An 18,978-nucleotide genomic window follows, 5' to 3' on the forward strand; every position below is an offset into this window, starting at 1 on the left:
AGTCATTTTCCTAATTGCACCACTGTCATTTTTGTCATGTATATTTGACATTTCATTTATTCAACTATAAAATGTCATATATAAATGACATTCTGGTGCACGAGGTCTACTACTATTAATGGGAGGTTTATATTTGAATAACGTTAAACAATATCGAAAATCTGAAGGTCTGTCACAGCTAGAATTAGCTAAAAGAGTTAACGTGGCGAGACAGACAATAAACTTAATTGAAAACAATAAATATAACCCCTCTTTAGCCTTATGTATCGAATTAGCAAAAGCACTAAAAACAGATTTAAACAGTCTATTTTGGGAGGGCGATTAAATGATGAAACTTGAATGGAAAGAAAGAGTTTATAATAGTTTTGTTGGAACAATGAGTGAGAGAGATGAATATCAAAAACAAGAAATCAATAAAGAATTAGCTGTAGCTGGAATTGGTTTATGGTGGTTAAATATGTTGGTAATGCTTATTATGTTACTCGTTGATACTATGAACCATACAATATCTATAGGAACTATATTTATTTTTCTATCTAATATGATTTACGCTAATTATTTAACCTTTAAATTTAAGAAAAAAGGGTTAAATGAAACTGAATGTGCAACAAAAGAAGAGTATTTGCAACATAAGAAAAAATTAAGAAAAGCGGGCTTAAAAGCAGGTGTACTTTGGGGCTTTCAAATGTTTGTTTTTATGAATTATATCCTTCCCTATGTAGGTTCAGAAGAAATCTCTATTTCTTTATTTGATGTTGGGCTTTGGAGTTGCGTCGGTATATTTTTCGGTGTAACTATGTACATGATTGGTTTATTAAACCTAAAAAAATTATACTAATTAACAAAAATCACTTACACATAAAACTGCAATTTTACATACTTTTTGTTTTTGCTAATATAAAAGCTATCCAATATAACAATTGGATAGCTTTTCAGGCAAAATATTATGCTACTTTAGTTTTTTTCCCCTCATGTCCACGTTGAACGATGAACAAGAAGATTGTTGATAAAATTGCACCTGTTAATAGTAAGATGAAGCAACCGTCCCAGCCAGAACGATCAACAATAATACCAATCGCTGCATTAGCTACAAGACTTCCGCCCACATAACCGAACAGACCACACATACCAACTGTCGTACCTACTGCAAATTTCGGTACTAATTCCATCGCACTTAAACCGATTAAGAACTGTGGTACATAAATTAAACAACCGATGATAGAAACTGCAATACTTACAACAAGTATGCTAGTTGCTTGCCAATATACAAACGTACCAATAACAACTCCGACCATACTAATGATACATAATGGCATACGTTTTCCTTTAAATAATTTATCACTTAAAAGACCAACGATTAATGAACTTGGAATTGCCATACCTTCAAAGATTGCGTACGCCGCGTGTGCTTCATTTTTTGAGAAGCCTTTAACTGTCGTTAAATAAAGTGGAACCCAGTTAATAACGCCGAAACGAATTAAATACACAAATGCATTTGCAATACATAAGAACCATACAAATTTATTTTTCACTACATACTTCATTAAAATTTCTTTTGGTGACATCTTGTTAGCATTATCTGCTTTTTCAAGATTTTCATAGTCATTACGATACTCATCAATTGGAGGAAGACCTTCTGATTCTGGTGTATCCTTCGCATTAATCCAAACAAGAACTGAAATTACCATTGCGATAATCGCAGGGAAAATAAACACGCCGCCTTGCCAATGATTTTCACCAAAAATAGCTACACCAATTCCGACAAGTGGTGGTACGAGCATTCCGCCAACGTTATGTGAAATATTCCAAATACCCGTTTTCGTACCGCGTTCTTTCTTCGAGAACCATTTCGTCATAACGATACTACAAGGGGGTGCTCCCATACCTTGTACAATACCGTTTAGAACAAGTAGTGTAACAATCATTCCAAATGACGATGCAAAACCGAAACAAATATTTACAAGCCCTGATAAGAATAAACCGACTGCGATAAAGCGCTGGGCGAAAGCTTTATCTGACAAATTCCCCATAAAGAACTTACTAAATCCATAAACAATTGCCATGATTGAACCTAGTAGTCCAATTTCAGCTGTACTAAATCCATATTCTTGTACTAAATACGTACTTGATAACGTAAAGTTACTACGAACTAAATAATAAGCAGCATACCCAACTGAAATTCCCATTAATACACGAATACGTAATAATTTATATACTCGATCAATCATATCCGCTGGCAATCTCTCAATTGCAGGTGCTGGCTTAAGCCATTTAAACATATATTTTCGTCTCCTTTTCTCACTTCTGAGAGAGACGCTGTCTATTCCATATCTCGATTATTCCGCTATTTGATATATTTTTGTTTGTTCTTCTAACCGGCTGTCCTTCTATTTCTTGCTCATTCTTCGCAAACATCGTTGGTACACCAAACGAAACCTTTTCTAAAATGTGACCCGCTTCTTCTGATAAACAATAATCAATAAATAAATCCGAAATAATACCATTCGGTGCACGTTTTAGTTTCGAAATCGCATTAACAGATAATCCTGTTTGCTCAGGTTCGTTACTTAAAATAGGAAAGCCTCGTTTTTGAAGCATTCTCTGATCTCCCATGAAATTGATGCCTATCATATATTCACCGCTTGCAACAAGTTCTGCCGGTATGTAACCATTCACCGTTACTTCTCCAACTTGTCCTGCCAAGTTCTTAACATATTCCTTCGCTTTCCCTTCACCTAAAGTATCAATAAGTGATTGAAAAAACGTATATGCTGTTCCTGAGACATTTGGATCTGGCATAACAATCTTTCCCTTATATACTGGATTTAATAAATCTTGCCACCTTGATGGATAGGGAAGTCCGAGCGGTGCTATTTCTTCATTCCACCGCTCTTTATTAATTGCAATTGCCAGTTTCTCCACTTCATAACCGTACCAATAACCGTCTTTATCTTTAACAGTTTTTGAAATACGATTCGCATGCTGACTCGTAACAGGAATAGATAGATTTTTTTGCTTCATCATTTGATGCGCGTCTACCGTACCACCAATAATAATATCCGCTTTCGGATTTCCAGCTTCCTCTTCTACCCTCCGAAGAAGCTCCTCTGTCGAAAGACGAATAAATTCATATGTACAGCCGCGTGGTTTACAAAATGATGACAGCAGAGCTTCACCAACTTCTTCACGAGCTGCTACATACGCAACAAGATGACGATCATCCAAAATAGGGAGACCACTTTTATTATATTTAATAGCGGTTGTATCTCGAGAGCAACTAGACATCGCTCCTCCAATTACTAGCAAAAAGAAGAAAAAGGCTATCTTTCTCATGACACATTCTCCTTTACAAATAAATTTGCGAGGGAGCTTTTCATATACATAACATTCCCGTTATTATCGCCGAGATATTGCACAACAAAGTAAGATGGATACACAGAAATAGTAAGAATGTCTTCTCGCTCATTCTTTATACGCTTCCCTGTTTTATAAGCGGTAATATAAGCAATCGGTTCATTCTGTGATTGTAATAATTTCTGTATTTCTCCGTAATCTGTAATTTGCTTTGCGTACCGAATCGAATCAAGTATGTGCGTAAGATTCATCGCACGTTCTACATCACCTTGGCGTACTATGACATCCTGTGCTGACGCAAAAAAATCACTAATACGTTCTGGTGTGTAATACAGGCTTAACAAATACGTTTGAAATGCTGAAATCATTGGGTCCGTACCATTCTTTCCGTACATATCAGCCCCGTACTGGAACAAGTCACCTACTGCAAAAGTACGTTTATGTCCATTCAAGTACGTTACTTCTCCAGTAAATACTTGTTCTTGATTCTTAGCTTCTCTCGGTTCTATTTGAATTCGGTCAAAGAATGAAACAATCGTATGCAAACGAACTTCATCCGTTATAACAATTTCTCCCCACTTTTCATGCCTAACCTTCATTTCAGTAGGCAGGGATTCATTCACTCTTTGTAAAACAGTTTGTTTGTCATTCACTATTGTGATCCGATTATATATTTGCTTCTCCATCACATAAAACAAAATAAGAGAAACAATTATACAAAGAACAAACATAAGAATTTGAAATGATAGCCTTTTCATTTCTGCCTACCTCCAAGATAAAAAAACGTTGTTTCGAAAATACCGCATAATTGTTTCATAAATGTATCATTTAACCGCTTTCAAGTTTTTTATGTCTTCCATTCGTCTCGGAAGCAAGAATGTAATAAATATTGTAGTGCCTATTTTTTCACTACTCTCAATTCGCATACTTCCGCCCTGCTTATTCATAATCTCCTGACAAATATACAAACCGTAACCATTCCCGTAACTAGAAGGCAGTACCTTCCCTTCTGGCGATTCATTCCACTCTGCAAGCACACCTTCATCTATACCAATGCCATCATCATGAACAAAAACCTTTGCCTCACGTTCATTTACAATTACATTCATACGAATTTGCGTAGCATCGCTATATTTTATCGCATTATCAAGCACGTTTAAGAAAATCTGTTTCGTCTTATCGAAATCCGCAACAACATGTACATCTGTTAACTCATTTATCACTTCAATCTCAAATTTCTGCAGGCGAGGTTTCACAATTGAAACTGCTTCTTCTGCTAATTCCTTTATATTCACAACTGTAGGTGACACTTCAAACGTACTCGTCCCGTACTTTGAAGACTTAAGTAATTCCTCTACAAGTGATAATAGACGCTCACTTTCTACAGCCACATAACGCAGGCTCTCCTGTACATCTTCCTTTACCTTCAACTTTGGAATTAAATCCACATAGCCAATAATCGCCGTTAGCGGTGTTTTCAACTCATGTGTAATACGGTCTAAGAAATCTTTCTGCTTCTCTTTCTCCTCTTTCAATTGCTTAATATGTAGTTCAATTCCATCCGCCATCGCATTAAAAGACGCTGACAGCTGAGCAATTTCTACATATTCATTTAGCTCAATCTTGCTTTTATAATCCCCATTCGCAAGCCGCTTTGCCATTTGTCTTAACTGATCGATTGGCTTATGAAGAGACTTTGCCAAACGAATTGCAAAGAAAATACCCGCAGCTACTAGACAAAGAGACGTCATTAAAAACGTCCAGCCAACATTTGTTAAAACTTCCTTCTCACCCGTTAACTCATTTATAAAACGAACACTTCCGATGACATCGTTTCCATAATAAACTGGGCTTGAAAACAAAAGAATTGGAGCTGGGTCTCCTTCTTCAAAAACATAAGACTTCTTCCCCTTCAAAGAGCTCTCAATATCAATGTTCCGATGAAGAAGTGCTCCTTTTTGCGTATCCGCAACAACATCTCCATTCTTTCCAATCATCTGTACACGGACATCCATACGCTTCGCTAAATACGAAGCAATTAAAAGTGAATTCGGACCGAGCGTCTCTACCTCTGCTTCCTTCTCTAAATAATTCATCGTATAAATTTGTGCTTCTACACTTAATTTCTCTAAAGAATTTGCCGCGTTATGATACATATTCTTTTCTAACGTAATATAAACAACTGCGTACAAAAGAACAAAAATCGGGATTAACAGTCCCACTATTCCAAACACCATATTTCTTTTTAAAGACATACCATCACCACTTAACAATCCAGTTTATAGCCAACGCCATAAATTGTCTTAATATATTCCCCGCTATTCCCTAGCTTCTTCCGCAGTCTTTGCACCATAATATCAACCGCTCTCGTATTTCCGATATACTCAAACCCCCATACTTTCTCAAGTAACTCATCTCTCATAAATACACGCTGCGGATTTGAAGCAAACAACTGACATAAATTAAACTCTCGGTACGTTAACTGAATTTCTTGTCCACTAACATGCACTTTTCTTTCCTTAGGACAAATCGTTATCTCTCCTGCCCCAATTACTTCATGACTTACCGTTACCTCTGCCTTCTTCACACGCCGCGTCATATTCTTGACCCGAAGAATAAGCTCAGCATAATTAAATGGCTTCGTCACATAATCATCCGCACCAAGCTGCAGACCAAGCAATTTATCATTCATCTGACTCTTTGCAGTTAACATGAGCACTGGAATATCCCTATTCTTCTCACGGAACAAGCGAAGCAACTCATACCCATCTGTATCTGGTAGCATAACATCCAAAATCAATACATCCGGCCCTTCATTCCATTTCTCTAAAGCTTCTCTTCCATCAGCCGCCGTGAGCACTTCATACCCTTCCATCTCCAACTGCATCCGAATCAAATTACGAATACTCGATTCATCATCAACTACAAGTATTTTCATTATTCTCCTCCTTTCATCCCGTATTATAGTACAGTTTAGTATAGCAAAAATCATACAAAAAAAGAGAGGGTATTGTCGAACATATGTTGAACGACAATACCCTCTCTTTCACTTATTATATTTATTTAGCATACCCATTAGGTTGCTTCTGATGCCAATTCCAAGCATGCTCAATGATTGTCTTCACATTTACATACTGAGGATCCCATCCTAACTTCTCTTTCGCTTTCTGAGAAGAAGCAACTAAACGTGCTGGATCTCCCGCACGGCGCGGTGCCACCTCAGCTGGAATTTCATGATTTGTAACTTCACGAACTGCATCAACGATTTCTTTTACACTGAAACCATTACCATTTCCTAAGTTATAAAAATCACTCTCTCCGCCGTTCTGTAGGTCTTTAAGCCCTAAGAAGTGAGCTGCCACTAAATCTTCAACATGAATATAATCACGGATACAAGTACCATCTGGTGTATTATAATCCTCACCAAACATCATAATTTTCTCACGTTGACCTAACGCCACTTGCAGTACAAGAGGAATTAAATGTGTCTCTGGACGGTGATCTTCCCCAATAATACCATTTGGAGTTGCACCAGCCACGTTAAAGTATCTGAAAATCTTATAACGTAAATTAGAAGCTTGGCTATACCAATGGAGCATCTTCTCGATTGCTAACTTCGTTTCTCCATACGTATTCGTTGGATTTGTCATCGTTCCCTCAGTAATAAGGTCTACATCTACCTCACCATACGTCGCCGCAGTAGAAGAGAAAATAAACTTATCTACCTTAAACTCATCCATTACCTCTAATAAGCAAAGTGCACCATACACATTGTTATTATAATATTGAAGAGGCTTCTCCATACTAACTCCAACTAAAGAATCCGCTGCGAAATGCATAACCGCCTCAATATTTTCTTGTTTAAAAACATCTCTTAAAAATGCTTTATCACGAAGGTCTCCATTATAAAACTTCGAACCTTCCGTAATTGCATCCTCATGACCCGTTTGTAAGTTATCTACTACTACAACAGATAAACCTTCGTCTACTAATTTTTTCACAGCGTGAGAACCGATATAACCAGCTCCGCCGCAGATTAGAATTGAATTCATCGTCTTCCTCCTACATATATTAGGATTTCTTATTCACTCTCTTATTATAAAAGGTATACGATTGCTCGTATACCTTTTGTGTACCTTTATTACTTAGCAACGAAATAATCCGTTACATATTGTGCCCAAACTTCATGCCCTTTAGCACTTGGGAAACCGAACTCTTCTGTTAAATATGGCAGAATAGCCTTCGTTGATGCATCAGGCCATGCTCCCCAATGATCTACATATGTATAACCATTTTGCGTCGCAAGTTGCTTTAACGCCTCAATTGCCTTCGGATAATTCTTCGCACCATACACTGGGTTTGGTGGTTGAATCATAATCGTAGCACCCTTTGCACTAGTAGAAAGTGCTTGTACAAATTTCTGTGTACTCGCAACAGAGTTTCCATTACCAGTTTTACCATTGTCAGTAATAAACGGTGGCTCGAATAAAATCACATCTGGATTTTCTTTCGCAATCTCTTTATCACGTTTATTTGTGATTAACTCGTCTGTACTTTCACCCTTATATTCCTTTACTGTCACATTCCATAACCCTTTACCGTAAGCAGTTTCTAAATTAGCCGTTAACTTAGCTGCCCAAGCATCTTTTTCAGATGAAGAAGCTTCATCACCAACAATTACAAGGTTTACTGCCTTTTTATCCTCAGCAGCTTTCTTTAACTTCTCTTTCACTTCATCTGGTAAATTCTTCGCATATGCTTCATTAAAAGATGACTTCGCATCTTGTTTTTTCTCTGTTTTCTTCTCTCCACTATCTTTCACTTCAGACTTCGTTTTCGTTACTTCACTCGTCTGTCCCGTCGCATGCGCAATCTTCTTATTCCAGTACAATTTACCGCTCACAACCGAAGCGACAAACAATACAAAAATAACTAGGACAAGTACTGCTTTCTTATTCATCGATTCACCTCATCTATTAATCTCACAATATATAATATTAATATAAATCTATGCAAAAATAAACCCAACTCCTTCCAAAGGAGTTGGGTTATTACATATTATTTAGTCAATTCAAGATGCGATCTTAACTTATTCGTTAAATCCTGTTTTGCTGCATCTGGAACATAGTAGTACCAAATACCATCAGCGGCTTTGTGTCCGTCACCTGGGATTTGGATTTCTTCACTGTTTTGCATACAATCTTTATAGTTCTTTTGAATATCAAACATTTGATCTTGCGTTAAACTTGTTTTAACGTTTTTCTCAATCGCTTTTAAAACATCACCGTAACTTGCTAGAGAAGATACGCTTGCACCCTTTTTAATTACAGCTTGTATGACTTGACGTTGGCGCATTTGTCGACCGAAGTCACCGCGAGTATCTTGGTATCTCATTCTAGAATATAACAAGGCTTTCTCGCCATTTAAATGCAAATCACCTTTTGCATAATGAACACCATCAATTGTAAAGTCCATATCATTATTAATATCTACTCCACCAACAGCATCAACAATATCTTTAAATCCTTCCATATTCACTTCAATATAATGATCAACAGGAACATTTAAGAAATTCTCTACTGTTTTTACTGACATGTTAATTCCACCGAAAGCATAAGCGTGATTAATCTTATCTTTTTTACCTTTTCCAACAATCTCTGTATAAGAATCACGTGGAATACTTGTAATTTTCATCGATTTTTTGGTTGGATTTAGTGTAAATAACATTAAAGAATCCGAACGCCCTTGATCTTCACCACGTTGATCTACACCCATCATTAAAATTGAAATAGGCTTTTTATCAGACACATCAACTTTTTCTGAACGTTTATCCGATTTATCACGGTCTAAAGGCTTATGAACTGCATCTAATGTGTTAGATACATTAGAATACACATGATAAGCATACGCTCCGCCACCAATAATGAGTACTCCTATTATACCAAGAATCCAAAATAAAATTTTCTTTTTCATTTCTATACCCTCTTTGCTTATAATTACAAATAAAATACCAAGACTTCTTCATTATATTATAGCAATAATACTAAATGATAAAGTTAAATCACAAAATTAATATGACCTACCCTACGGATGAGAGACAATTAAAGTCACATTTCCTTTTACAACAAAACTTTCAATTCCAGCAGGAAGAATAAAGTGATCTCCTTTTTTTATACTAAATTCCCCACTCACAGTTCTTAACGTCGCTTCACCTTCAATTACACTTACTAATTGAAATGGTTGATTTTGTTGAAAAGATGCTTCCTCTTGAATCTCCCATTTATAAACTGAAAAATACTTTTTTTGTACATATTTAGTAACAATAGCACCATTTTCTTTTTCAATTTCAGGATAAACTTCATAATCCTCATGAGGAATCATCGATACAGCAATTGATTTTTCAACATGTAGTTCTCGTTTATTCCCAGCACTATCGACACGATCATAATCATACACACGATATGTTGTATCTGAGCTTTGCTGCGTTTCCAATACTAATGTACCTTCACATAACGCATGGATGGTTCCACTTGGTACATAAAAAAATTCACCCGGTTGGATTTTTTTTCTCTGAAGTAATCGATCCCAGTTCCCCCGCTCAACCATTTCCTTAAATTTTTCTTTGGTTTGAGCAGTATGCCCATATACTATTTCAGCATCTTCTTTACAATCAATAATATACCAACACTCTGTCTTCCCTAATTCACCATGCTCATATATATTAGCAAACTCATCATTAGGATGTACTTGTACAGATAAGTCTTTTTTTGCATCTAGGATTTTAGTTAATAACGGGAACTGCTCAGCTTGATAGTTCCCGAATAATGCTCTATGTTCATCCCATAGTTGCTTTAACGTTAAACCTTTATATTTACCGCCCTTTACTATACTTGGTCCATTTAAATGAGCAGAAATTCCCCAGCATTCACCAGTAGTTTGTGAAGGTAACTCATAATTAAATTCTTTTAAAGATTCTCCTCCCCAAATTCGCTCCTGTAGTACTGGTTGAAAAAATAATGGTTCTTTATACAAAATAACTCCACCTCTAGTTGCACTTACTACTAATTTTTACTTTTTTAAATAACAAGCTTCCTCTATCTCGTTCCATTGCATATAAATGCGAACAATATCTTCCTCAATTAATTCACTTCCTGATTGCACCTCGATAAACTCCAAATCTGTAACAGCTTTAATCGCATGTTTCTGTCCTGGCTGAATTTCCAACACATCCCCAGGGCGAACCACTCGTATTTCTTCATCTAATACAAAAATACCTTCACCTTTTACGACTGTCCAAACTTCACTTCTATTATTATGATATTGATAGCTTAAATTTTTACTAGCAGTAATACCAATGCGCTTTGTTAATACTTCGTTTCCATCATCATATTTTGTATGATCTAGTACACGGTACCAACCCCAGCGACGTTCTTCATACATTGGTCTTTGATCCCAATCCCCTACTAATTCTTTCACTCGAGGGCTCGCCTCTTTTTCTGATACTAAAATACCATCTGGGCTAGCAGCTACAATTATGTTAGAAAGACCTAATACAGAAATTGGGATATCTAACTCATTAATAATATGGTTTTCCTCACATTCAATCCCCATATTTCCCTTACCGAGGATATTCGTCCCCATTTCTTCTGTAAGAGTATTCCAAGTTCCAAGGTCTTTCCATGAACCATTATAAGGAAGCGCAACAATATTTTCTGTTTTCTCTACTACTTCATAGTCAAAACTTATCTTTGGTAAACTTGCATATTGTTGAACTAACATATCATATTGAACAGGCAGTCCCTTTTGATCTAATAAGGAGATAATTTTATCTAATTTAAATGCAAATACACCACTGTTCCAAAGTGCATTTTGTTTTAGTAACTCTTCTGCCTCGGCAGTGGCTGGCTTTTCTTTAAAATGACTTACTTGAATTAGTTCTTGTGTGCTCTCCTCTACATTTGGAACAATATAACCATATTTTTCAGATGGATATGTAGGAGTGATCCCCATTAAACCTAAATCTGCGTTTGAAGAGTTTAATGCCTTTTCTAAATCCAATAGCCTTTCAAAGAAACTATTTTCTACGTATGGATCTACAGGTAATACACCTACAACTTCATCCAAATCAACGTGCTCTTTAGAGTATAGATATGAAGCAGCAAGAGCGATTGCTGGGAATGTATCACGACGCTCTGGTTCGATAATAATAGGTACATCATTTCCTAGTTGACTATTAATCATATCTACTTGAGATTTACTTGTGGCAATAACTGCATTATTTTCAATTCCTAAGCTTGTTAATTGTCCCCATACCCTTTGAACCATAGATTGCATTTCATCATTCTCATTTTTAAGTACTTTTAAAAATTGCTTAGAACGTGAATCATTTGATAATGGCCATAGACGTTTTCCTGAACCACCAGATAGTAGTATTAATTTCATATTTCCACTCCCTTACAAGAAATAAAAAGGGTGAAGATTTTATCTCCTCACCCTAGAAATTTTTCTTTATATTTTTCCTCCACAATACTTCTAATCTCTTCTCTAAATCTCTCTGGAGAAAATCTTATAGCATTCTCCCTACAGTTAGATGGAGTAAACTTATTATAACTTCTTTCAAATTCATCAATCTTCTCAATAATACTTTCAACAGTCTGCTCTTTAAAGAATAGACCAGTTGGTTTCTCATGATTTAAATCCAAAACAGTTTCTGTAGCACCACCCTTACCATATGTAATAACAGGTGTACCACAAGCCTGTGCTTCTACTGGTGTAATGCCAAAATCCTCTTCTGCAGCAAATACAAAGCCTTTTGCACGTTGCATATGATCTTTAAGTACCTCAAATGATTGATAACCTAAAATTTGAATATTACCTTTAGCCTTCGCTTTCACTTTTTCAAAATCTGGACCATCTCCAATAACAACCAGCTTTTTATCTGGCATATTTGCAAAGGCTTCTACAATTAAATCAATTTTTTTATATGGAACCATACGTGATGCCGTTAAATAAAAATCTTCTTTTTGTTCATGTAACGTAAATGCAGAAATATCAACAGGCGGATATATTACCTCTGATTCTCTTCTATATACCTTCCATATTCTACGCCCAATAAAATTTGAATTCCCAATGAAATAATCAACACCATTTGCAGTACGGTAATCCCAATTTCTAACCTTATGTAAAATGGATTTCGTTATTAACCCTTTTATCCCTTTGTCTAATTTAGATTCTCTCAAATACTGATGTTGTAAATCCCAAGCATAACGGATAGGCGAATGTACATATGAAATATGTATCTGATCTGGACCAGTCAAGACACCTTTTGCTACAGCATGTGAGCTGGAAAGAATTACATCATATTGAGATAAATCTAATTGTTCAATTGCTAAAGGCATTAATGGTAAATAATTTCTATATTTTTTCTTTGAGAAAGGTAATTTTTGAATAAAGGTAGTTTTTACTTCCTTATTTTTTATAAACCCTCTATTTTCTCCTAGATGATCTACAACACTAAATAAATCCGCTTCTGGAAAAACATCTAACATTTGTTCTACAACTTTTTCAGCTCCCGCATATGTCACGAACCAATCATGTACAATTGCTATCTTCATTTAGAAACACCACTAATCTTAGAATATATTTGTTTTGTACCTTTTACCATTTGTTGCACACTATATTTACTAACAATCTTTTCTCTCGCTTTAGTCGACATATAAGTCCATTTTTCATCTTTTAATTGAACTATCAGGTCAGCTATTTTATCCGTATCATCTAATTCGTATAAATAACCATCCTTACCATGTTCTACAATATCACGGTTTCCAACTACATTAGACAAGACTGCAGGTAATCCCAATGACATTGCCTCTAATACCGCTAAAGGCATACCTTCCCACTTTGCGGATGACAAGTACATATTATACTTCTGCATTTCTTCTATTACATTTTGAGTAGGGCCAAAAAAGATAATATTCCTCTCCAACTTCCTCATATTCACATAATCTTGTAATTCTCTCGCTTGAGGTCCTTGACCTATAAAAGTTAAGGTAGATTCTTCATATCCATGCTTTTTAATGAGATTTTCCATTATTTCTATAGATTTTCTTGAGTTTTTTTGATTATCAAATCTCGTGACTGAAACAATGTTAAGAACTTGATTATCATTAACTAAGCAATCCTTTGGAATTTCTACACCATTTACAATAACGTTGAGTTTACTATTTTGAACTAATTTTACATTATTTACTTTATCTCGTTCCCCATCCGACACACAAATAAAAGCATCTGTAAAATAAGATAAAAATCTCTCTATAAAAATATAAATCTTATTTATAAGATTCTTATAATCTAAGTGTATACCGTGAAAAGTATGTACTATCTTCATATTTTTGGGAGAAAAAACTTTTAATAATCGACTATAAATACCTGCTCCCTTTCCATGCGAATGAATAATATCAATATTATTTCTTTTTACGAAATTTAGCATTTCAAAATAATATTTCAATATGAATTTTCTATGCGGAATTTTTATTAACTTCTCTTTACCTAATAGTTCTGTATATCTATCCCAATACGGTTCTTCTTCTGGACAAGCGACATAATATTCTATATTGGTATCCATATTTTTTATCAACCGATATACATGTTCAGGTCCTCCACCATAATCTGCTCTAACTGTTATTAATAGCACCTTTTTTTTCAAAATTAATCACCTATTCTAATACTTCTGCTAGCAAATTATCTACCCTACTAGTCCAGCTATGTTGCTTTGCAAAACTAATATATTTTTCTTTATCCATATCTCTCGCCGCTTCTTTAATAGCGTCTATAAATTGATCTAGGTTTTCAGCTAATTGTGCTGGACTATTTATTAACTCCAATTCTTTCCACTTACTACTAACTACTGGAATACCAGAAACCATATATTCATACAACTTTAATGGATTTACATAATCTAATAAACTAGCGTACTCTTTAACATTAAAAGGTATAATCCCCACGTTAGCATGTTGAAGGTATGCTGGGAGTTGATCATAACTTCTTCTACCTAAAATATGAACATTCTCAATTTCATTAATGTGCTGCTTAGCCAATTTATCAGGACCTATTACTACAAACGCAAAGTCTGGCATTCTTTTAGCCATCTCATTAAATAAGTTAAAATCAAACCATTCTTCTATAGCACCTACATAAACAATAATTGGTTTATCAATAGATTTATATTCAACAGGTTGCTCCTTTTTTTCTAAAAAGTGAGCTAAGTTAACACCGTTTGGGAAATATAATGTATCTTTAGGTTTTAAACTATTTACATGATTTTCTAACGTATGTGCAGTATATAAAACTCGATCTACACTTTGAGATAACTTTGTTTCTGCTTTCTCTAGTGCTTTTGTACTATTAGAAAAACCAGAATTTTTATCTGCCATTCTAAAAACTGATTTTTTATAACTTATAAAATCTAACAAGTAATTTTGGAGACCATTATCAAAATAAAGTAAATCCACTTCCCTAAAACCTTTAAGTTCTATTAACTTTTTCATATTAGGATATCCGAGTTTACTCCAGTGATTATATATAATTTCACTTCTTAAAATGGGTTTATTATTTGGTGTCAATAACGCCCCAGGTACGTACGACCAGACCTTTCCGTTCTCAAAAGTTTCTCCACCTTTTTTGTAAATCTCATATCGATCATAAAATTCCTTAGTAGGTGAAAACATTCGATGAATAGGTGAGATTGGTGCTGAAATATAAGCAATTTCCCACCCTTTTCTCACTAATTCTTTAGCAATATGATGAGTACCTACTTGGAACGGTGAATTCCAATAATTACTGGTTGCAAATAATGCTTTTTTCTTCATTTAAATTTCCCCTCGATAAACTTTTATTATCAACTGTACTTTTTTCTTTATTTAAACTGTATAGAATACCAGCAAAGAATATTAACCAATATCCTAATGAGAAGTCGAAAGGCCTTTGATATAAAGACATAAAATAAAACATGGTAAAAACAAATGCTATTTTACATCTTTCTTTAAGGCCAATATATAAAAAGAACAATGAATGGGCTATTAAAAGAAAATAACCGTTGATAACGGTAAAAGTCTTCCAAGATAATGCCTCTGATTTATAATTTAGAGCTTTTTGGAAGTATTCCTTTTCTCCCATTCCAAATAACTGTTCTTTTATACCTCCTGCCTTAAAATCTTTATATAGATACTCAAACCCTTCGTTTGTTCGGTTATTTCCCGCTACACCATCTGAATTTATTTCAAAGCGATAAAGTATTCTATTATATAAATATGAATCCTTTGGCGTGAATGTAAAAATTAAAATGTATGCAATAAAACATAGGGCAAAATATTTTTTATTTTTTACTATAATATACAAACCTATTAGCAAATAAAAAGCCATAGATAAAGACAGAATTCCCGCCACTAAAATTATTTTTTCGTATAATCTATCCAATTTGAATCTCTTGGAAATTAAAATTAAAGCACTTACTGTTCCAACTACACCAGGTTCATTAAACATCGCACATATTCTATCAATACTTCCTCCATAAGAAAAAAAGTATTGCTCAGAAAATCCATAATATACTGCGTAGTTAGCACTCCATAAATATTGTCGATAATGGGATTTACTTGTAGAGTAACTAATTAAATTATCCCAACTCAAGTCAATCCCTAATAGTAGTAAAAAGGCAACGATTATTGCAGGAATATACGAAACAGCTATTATTTTAATAAAAAAATCATAAATTTTTAACTTCATTTTGTTTGTTAATAATACAAAAGGTATAAGTACAGCGCATAAAAATAAAAAGCTATACAAAATTTTATATATTTCCTCATATCTAAAACTATATAACATCACTAAAAAAATTGTATAAAATGCTAATTTTATATTTTCTCTTGAAATAATCTTATATTTAACGGAAATCAACAGAAAATAAGCGACATAAAAACACCCTACTATCTCTTTTAATTTATTTCCCCATACAAAAAAAGGTTCTAGCGTTAAAAAAGCTAAAAAAGCAGCTAAGAATACGTAGATTTTTAAAGCCAGTTTATTTGTAATAACTTTATGGTTTTGCAAATTAATCATCCTAACTACAATTAAATTATTTAAACTCTTATCCTGGTAAACAATAGTCACCTATATTTATTGCCTTTTTCAATAAAATATTGAGCTATGGATGTGATAAATAATGAATCTGTTTATGACAAATACCATAAATATAACTTCCCTTTCCTAAAAATATACTTTTACGTAATAGAAAGAAGCATATTTAAAACATACATGTATACAATTACTTGATAATCATTACTTTAGACCCCATCTATTTTTACTCTATAAACAATCTAATTATTGATCTTTATCATATTATCTCCCAGTTAAGCAAATTATTTTCCCATAACCACTCGAATAATAATTAAAATATTTAATCCTTTGATTAGAACCATAATCAGAAATAACTACTCTATCATGCAAAATGTCTATAACTCTATATACTTTCTCTCCAAATCCACTATGACATCCTATAAATCTTGTTAAATCAAACTCTAGACACTTGCTTTGTGTATTTTCTTTTAGCATAAATAATCCTGGTAACCCTTGATAATAATCATTTTGTTCTTTACTATCCATTTGAAGTGTAAAATGTGCACCTGTAGATCTAAATAAGTTTCTTTTTTCAGGAATAGCTGTATATAAATACGTTCCAGGATCTTTTATAATTTCTTTCCCATCAATCGTCAATTCAATACTAAGTTGATCATTATGATCATGACTACCTTTTCCACTACTTCCAAGAGGTCCACATTTAATTGCTAAATATAAATTATTGGAAGTGTAAATGTACATACCAAACTCGGGATAAGAAATAATTTTCAGGTTATCTATCAGGTTCAAATTTGCTGGATAGACATATTCAACAAATTGCGATCTTTCTTTAAATAAACGTATATTTTTCTCATCTACTTTATTTAATAGATTTATCGACGTATTTTTATAGCTTATATGTTGACTTTGTTTATTTTTCTCTTTAATTCTTCCTTGTATTAAATCTTTTACTATCTTATATTCTATCGATTCCCCATTCACATACTGGTAAAAATCAGCTCTCTCAAAAAATGCATTAATTCCAGCTACTAAATAACGATGGTCTAAGAATTTCTCATCCCAATAGATTTTATCATCACCAAGTGCATTATAATTTTTTAAATTTAAATATAACTCTTTGGCATTTTTCACATACATTTTCTGGTATGTTGGTTGTATCTTAAAAAATCGCCCGCTATCATTATCACCAAACTGGATAATTTCTTTATTAGGCTTAGTTATATCCATAGTAAATTCTGCAATTTTTTCTAATCTATCTATATACCAATCGGGAAACAATACATCTTCTCGCACTTTCCAAAAACCTTTTTTATCATGATTAAAACCTTTCTTCTTACAAATTGAAAGGTGTTTCTCTATACTATATTTTCTTAAAATGTCTTTTTTAGTTTCTGACAATGCATATCCTAAAGAAGTCGCATATAGTGCTAATTCTCCTGATAAGCGATGATATGCTGTTGATTGCTCAAAATTTGCTCCATCTTTATAAAATTGTTTCTGCATCTCTTGAATATTTTCTTGAAATGCGAAACACAGCCATTCTTTTGTTTCCCCTGTTACAGGTAGATATGCTGCAATAAAAAATAACCCTACAATATTGGAATAGTAATGATTATTGCGTACCTCGCCATCACGTTCTAAATGATTATAAATAAATTTTCCGTGATCATATATAGAAAGACTAAATACTTTTTGGAATTCTTGAGAAAAACTCACACCATGTACCCTAAATAAATCATAAACCAGTAGCCAATTTGCTGCTCGGATTGCAACGTCCATAGTACAAACCCAATTCACACCAAATTTAGGAGGGTTCATAGAGATAAAATCTAATACTTCATCCTGAAACTCATTCACATATATTTCAGGTTCTTCGAAACCCTTTTTTCCTTGCTTGGCTAGTAAATATGCCCAAACATATTGAACTAGATGCTGCATACGTGATAATTCCCACGGGACCTTAACATCTACTCCTACATGCTTTCCATAGGAAACTTTCGAATAATGTAACTGTGAATCCCAATAATAACCTGACTTAAAATCTAAGCGCCAATCAATTGGAATATAGTGAGTCGATATCATACCCCTCAAATATTTACTGTATCCCCTATTTTTCTCATTAATAAGGCATGTGATATCATTATTTAAATCTACTACAGGAGCGTTATATTTAAACTCTTCTATTCCTTTGCAGTCCATGTTATATTTTATATTCTCCCAACCAGATCCTAATAAGTCAAAGTAATGATTAAGATATAATGATGATATCCCTTGGGTTTGTAAGATTTCTGCATCAGAAAAATTATATATTACGTACTCGGATAATAAACTTTCAATTTCATAACTATTAGTATTTTTAGAATAAGTAGAAGCATGCCTATCTACTAACTCCTCTGTTTTTTTTAGTATTTTATTTTTCACTTTCTTGCTAACTTTATCTACTACTTCTTTAGGGGTTAATTCCTTAACCTTTTTTAAATAATAAGGCATAAA

17 protein-coding genes are annotated in these 18,978 nt (G+C 33.9%); 2 read left to right on the forward strand and 15 right to left on the reverse strand.

Annotation, left to right across the window (positions count from 1 at the left end; translation table 11 throughout):
- Nucleotides 1-133: 133 nt before the first annotated feature.
- Together DN393_RS19330 and DN393_RS19335 are read left to right on the forward strand one after the other, a co-directional pair.
- Nucleotides 134-325 (forward strand): helix-turn-helix transcriptional regulator, encoded by a 192-nt coding sequence (locus DN393_RS19330; protein WP_048560328.1) that lies wholly within the window; start codon nt 134-136, stop codon nt 323-325.
- Nucleotides 326-838 carry a DUF3278 domain-containing protein gene (locus tag DN393_RS19335; protein WP_098111067.1) on the forward strand — a complete coding sequence of 171 codons (513 nt, stop codon included), beginning with the start codon at nt 326-328 and terminating at the stop codon, nt 836-838.
- A gap of 106 nt (nt 839-944) precedes the next feature.
- On the opposite strand, the gene pgtP is transcribed toward DN393_RS19335, so the two are convergent.
- From pgtP to DN393_RS19410, 15 genes are all read right to left on the reverse strand, one after another.
- Complete coding sequence (pgtP, locus tag DN393_RS19340; RefSeq protein ID WP_046960113.1) at nt 945-2,279, reverse strand: MFS transporter; 1,335 nt, start codon at nt 2,277-2,279, stop codon at nt 945-947.
- Nucleotides 2,280-2,298: 19 nt separating this feature from the next.
- Nucleotides 2,299-3,333, reverse strand: a complete 1,035-nt coding sequence (locus DN393_RS19345) for an ABC transporter substrate-binding protein (RefSeq protein WP_098111066.1) — start codon at nt 3,331-3,333, stop codon at nt 2,299-2,301.
- Nucleotides 3,330-4,112, reverse strand: a complete 783-nt coding sequence (locus tag DN393_RS19350; protein ID WP_000826638.1) for a DUF3919 family protein — start codon at nt 4,110-4,112, stop codon at nt 3,330-3,332. The genes DN393_RS19345 and DN393_RS19350 overlap by 4 nt, the downstream gene beginning before the upstream one ends.
- A 66-nt stretch (nt 4,113-4,178) precedes the next feature.
- The gene (locus tag DN393_RS19355; RefSeq protein WP_149173773.1) at nt 4,179-5,609 is read right to left on the reverse strand and encodes a HAMP domain-containing sensor histidine kinase; all 1,431 of its coding nucleotides are present in this window, start codon (nt 5,607-5,609) and stop codon (nt 4,179-4,181) included.
- Between the two features lie 11 nt (nt 5,610-5,620).
- Complete coding sequence (locus tag DN393_RS19360) at nt 5,621-6,292, reverse strand: response regulator transcription factor (RefSeq protein WP_088047769.1); 672 nt, start codon at nt 6,290-6,292, stop codon at nt 5,621-5,623.
- 121 nt (nt 6,293-6,413) lie between these two features.
- Nucleotides 6,414-7,406: a UDP-glucose 4-epimerase GalE gene (galE, locus tag DN393_RS19365; RefSeq protein ID WP_149173774.1), complete on the reverse strand. Its 993-nt coding sequence runs from the start codon at nt 7,404-7,406 to the stop codon at nt 6,414-6,416.
- 89 nt (nt 7,407-7,495) lie between these two features.
- The gene (locus DN393_RS19370) at nt 7,496-8,314 is read right to left on the reverse strand and encodes an SGNH/GDSL hydrolase family protein (protein WP_149173775.1); all 819 of its coding nucleotides are present in this window, start codon (nt 8,312-8,314) and stop codon (nt 7,496-7,498) included.
- 98 nt (nt 8,315-8,412) lie between these two features.
- Nucleotides 8,413-9,327 (reverse strand): polyisoprenyl-teichoic acid--peptidoglycan teichoic acid transferase TagU, encoded by a 915-nt coding sequence (tagU, locus tag DN393_RS19375; protein WP_088113892.1) that lies wholly within the window; start codon nt 9,325-9,327, stop codon nt 8,413-8,415.
- Nucleotides 9,328-9,438: 111 nt separating this feature from the next.
- Complete coding sequence (gene manA / locus DN393_RS19380) at nt 9,439-10,386, reverse strand: mannose-6-phosphate isomerase, class I (RefSeq protein WP_098111064.1); 948 nt, start codon at nt 10,384-10,386, stop codon at nt 9,439-9,441.
- Between the two features lie 36 nt (nt 10,387-10,422).
- Complete coding sequence (locus DN393_RS19385) at nt 10,423-11,796, reverse strand: sugar phosphate nucleotidyltransferase (protein ID WP_098094139.1); 1,374 nt, start codon at nt 11,794-11,796, stop codon at nt 10,423-10,425.
- 47 nt (nt 11,797-11,843) lie between these two features.
- Nucleotides 11,844-12,968: a glycosyltransferase family 4 protein gene (locus DN393_RS19390; RefSeq protein WP_098094137.1), complete on the reverse strand. Its 1,125-nt coding sequence runs from the start codon at nt 12,966-12,968 to the stop codon at nt 11,844-11,846.
- Entirely contained in the window at nt 12,965-14,059 is a 1,095-nt protein-coding gene (locus DN393_RS19395; protein ID WP_098094136.1) for a glycosyltransferase, read from the reverse strand. Before DN393_RS19395 ends, DN393_RS19390 begins: the two co-directional genes overlap by 4 nt.
- A 10-nt stretch (nt 14,060-14,069) precedes the next feature.
- Nucleotides 14,070-15,221 (reverse strand): GumK N-terminal domain-containing glycosyltransferase, encoded by a 1,152-nt coding sequence (locus tag DN393_RS19400; RefSeq protein ID WP_149173776.1) that lies wholly within the window; start codon nt 15,219-15,221, stop codon nt 14,070-14,072.
- A complete protein-coding gene (locus DN393_RS19405; RefSeq protein WP_098111120.1) occupies nt 15,190-16,467 on the reverse strand; it encodes a polymerase in 1,278 nt (425 codons plus the stop codon). The genes DN393_RS19400 and DN393_RS19405 overlap by 32 nt, the downstream gene beginning before the upstream one ends.
- A 279-nt stretch (nt 16,468-16,746) precedes the next feature.
- Nucleotides 16,747-18,975, reverse strand: a complete 2,229-nt coding sequence (locus DN393_RS19410; RefSeq protein WP_098111062.1) for an alginate lyase family protein — start codon at nt 18,973-18,975, stop codon at nt 16,747-16,749.
- Nucleotides 18,976-18,978 lie beyond the last annotated feature (3 nt).

Origin of the sequence: Bacillus sp. BPN334 (genome assembly GCF_008368885.1) — a bacterium.
Lineage (GTDB): Bacteria > Bacillota > Bacilli > Bacillales > Bacillaceae_G > Bacillus_A > Bacillus_A wiedmannii.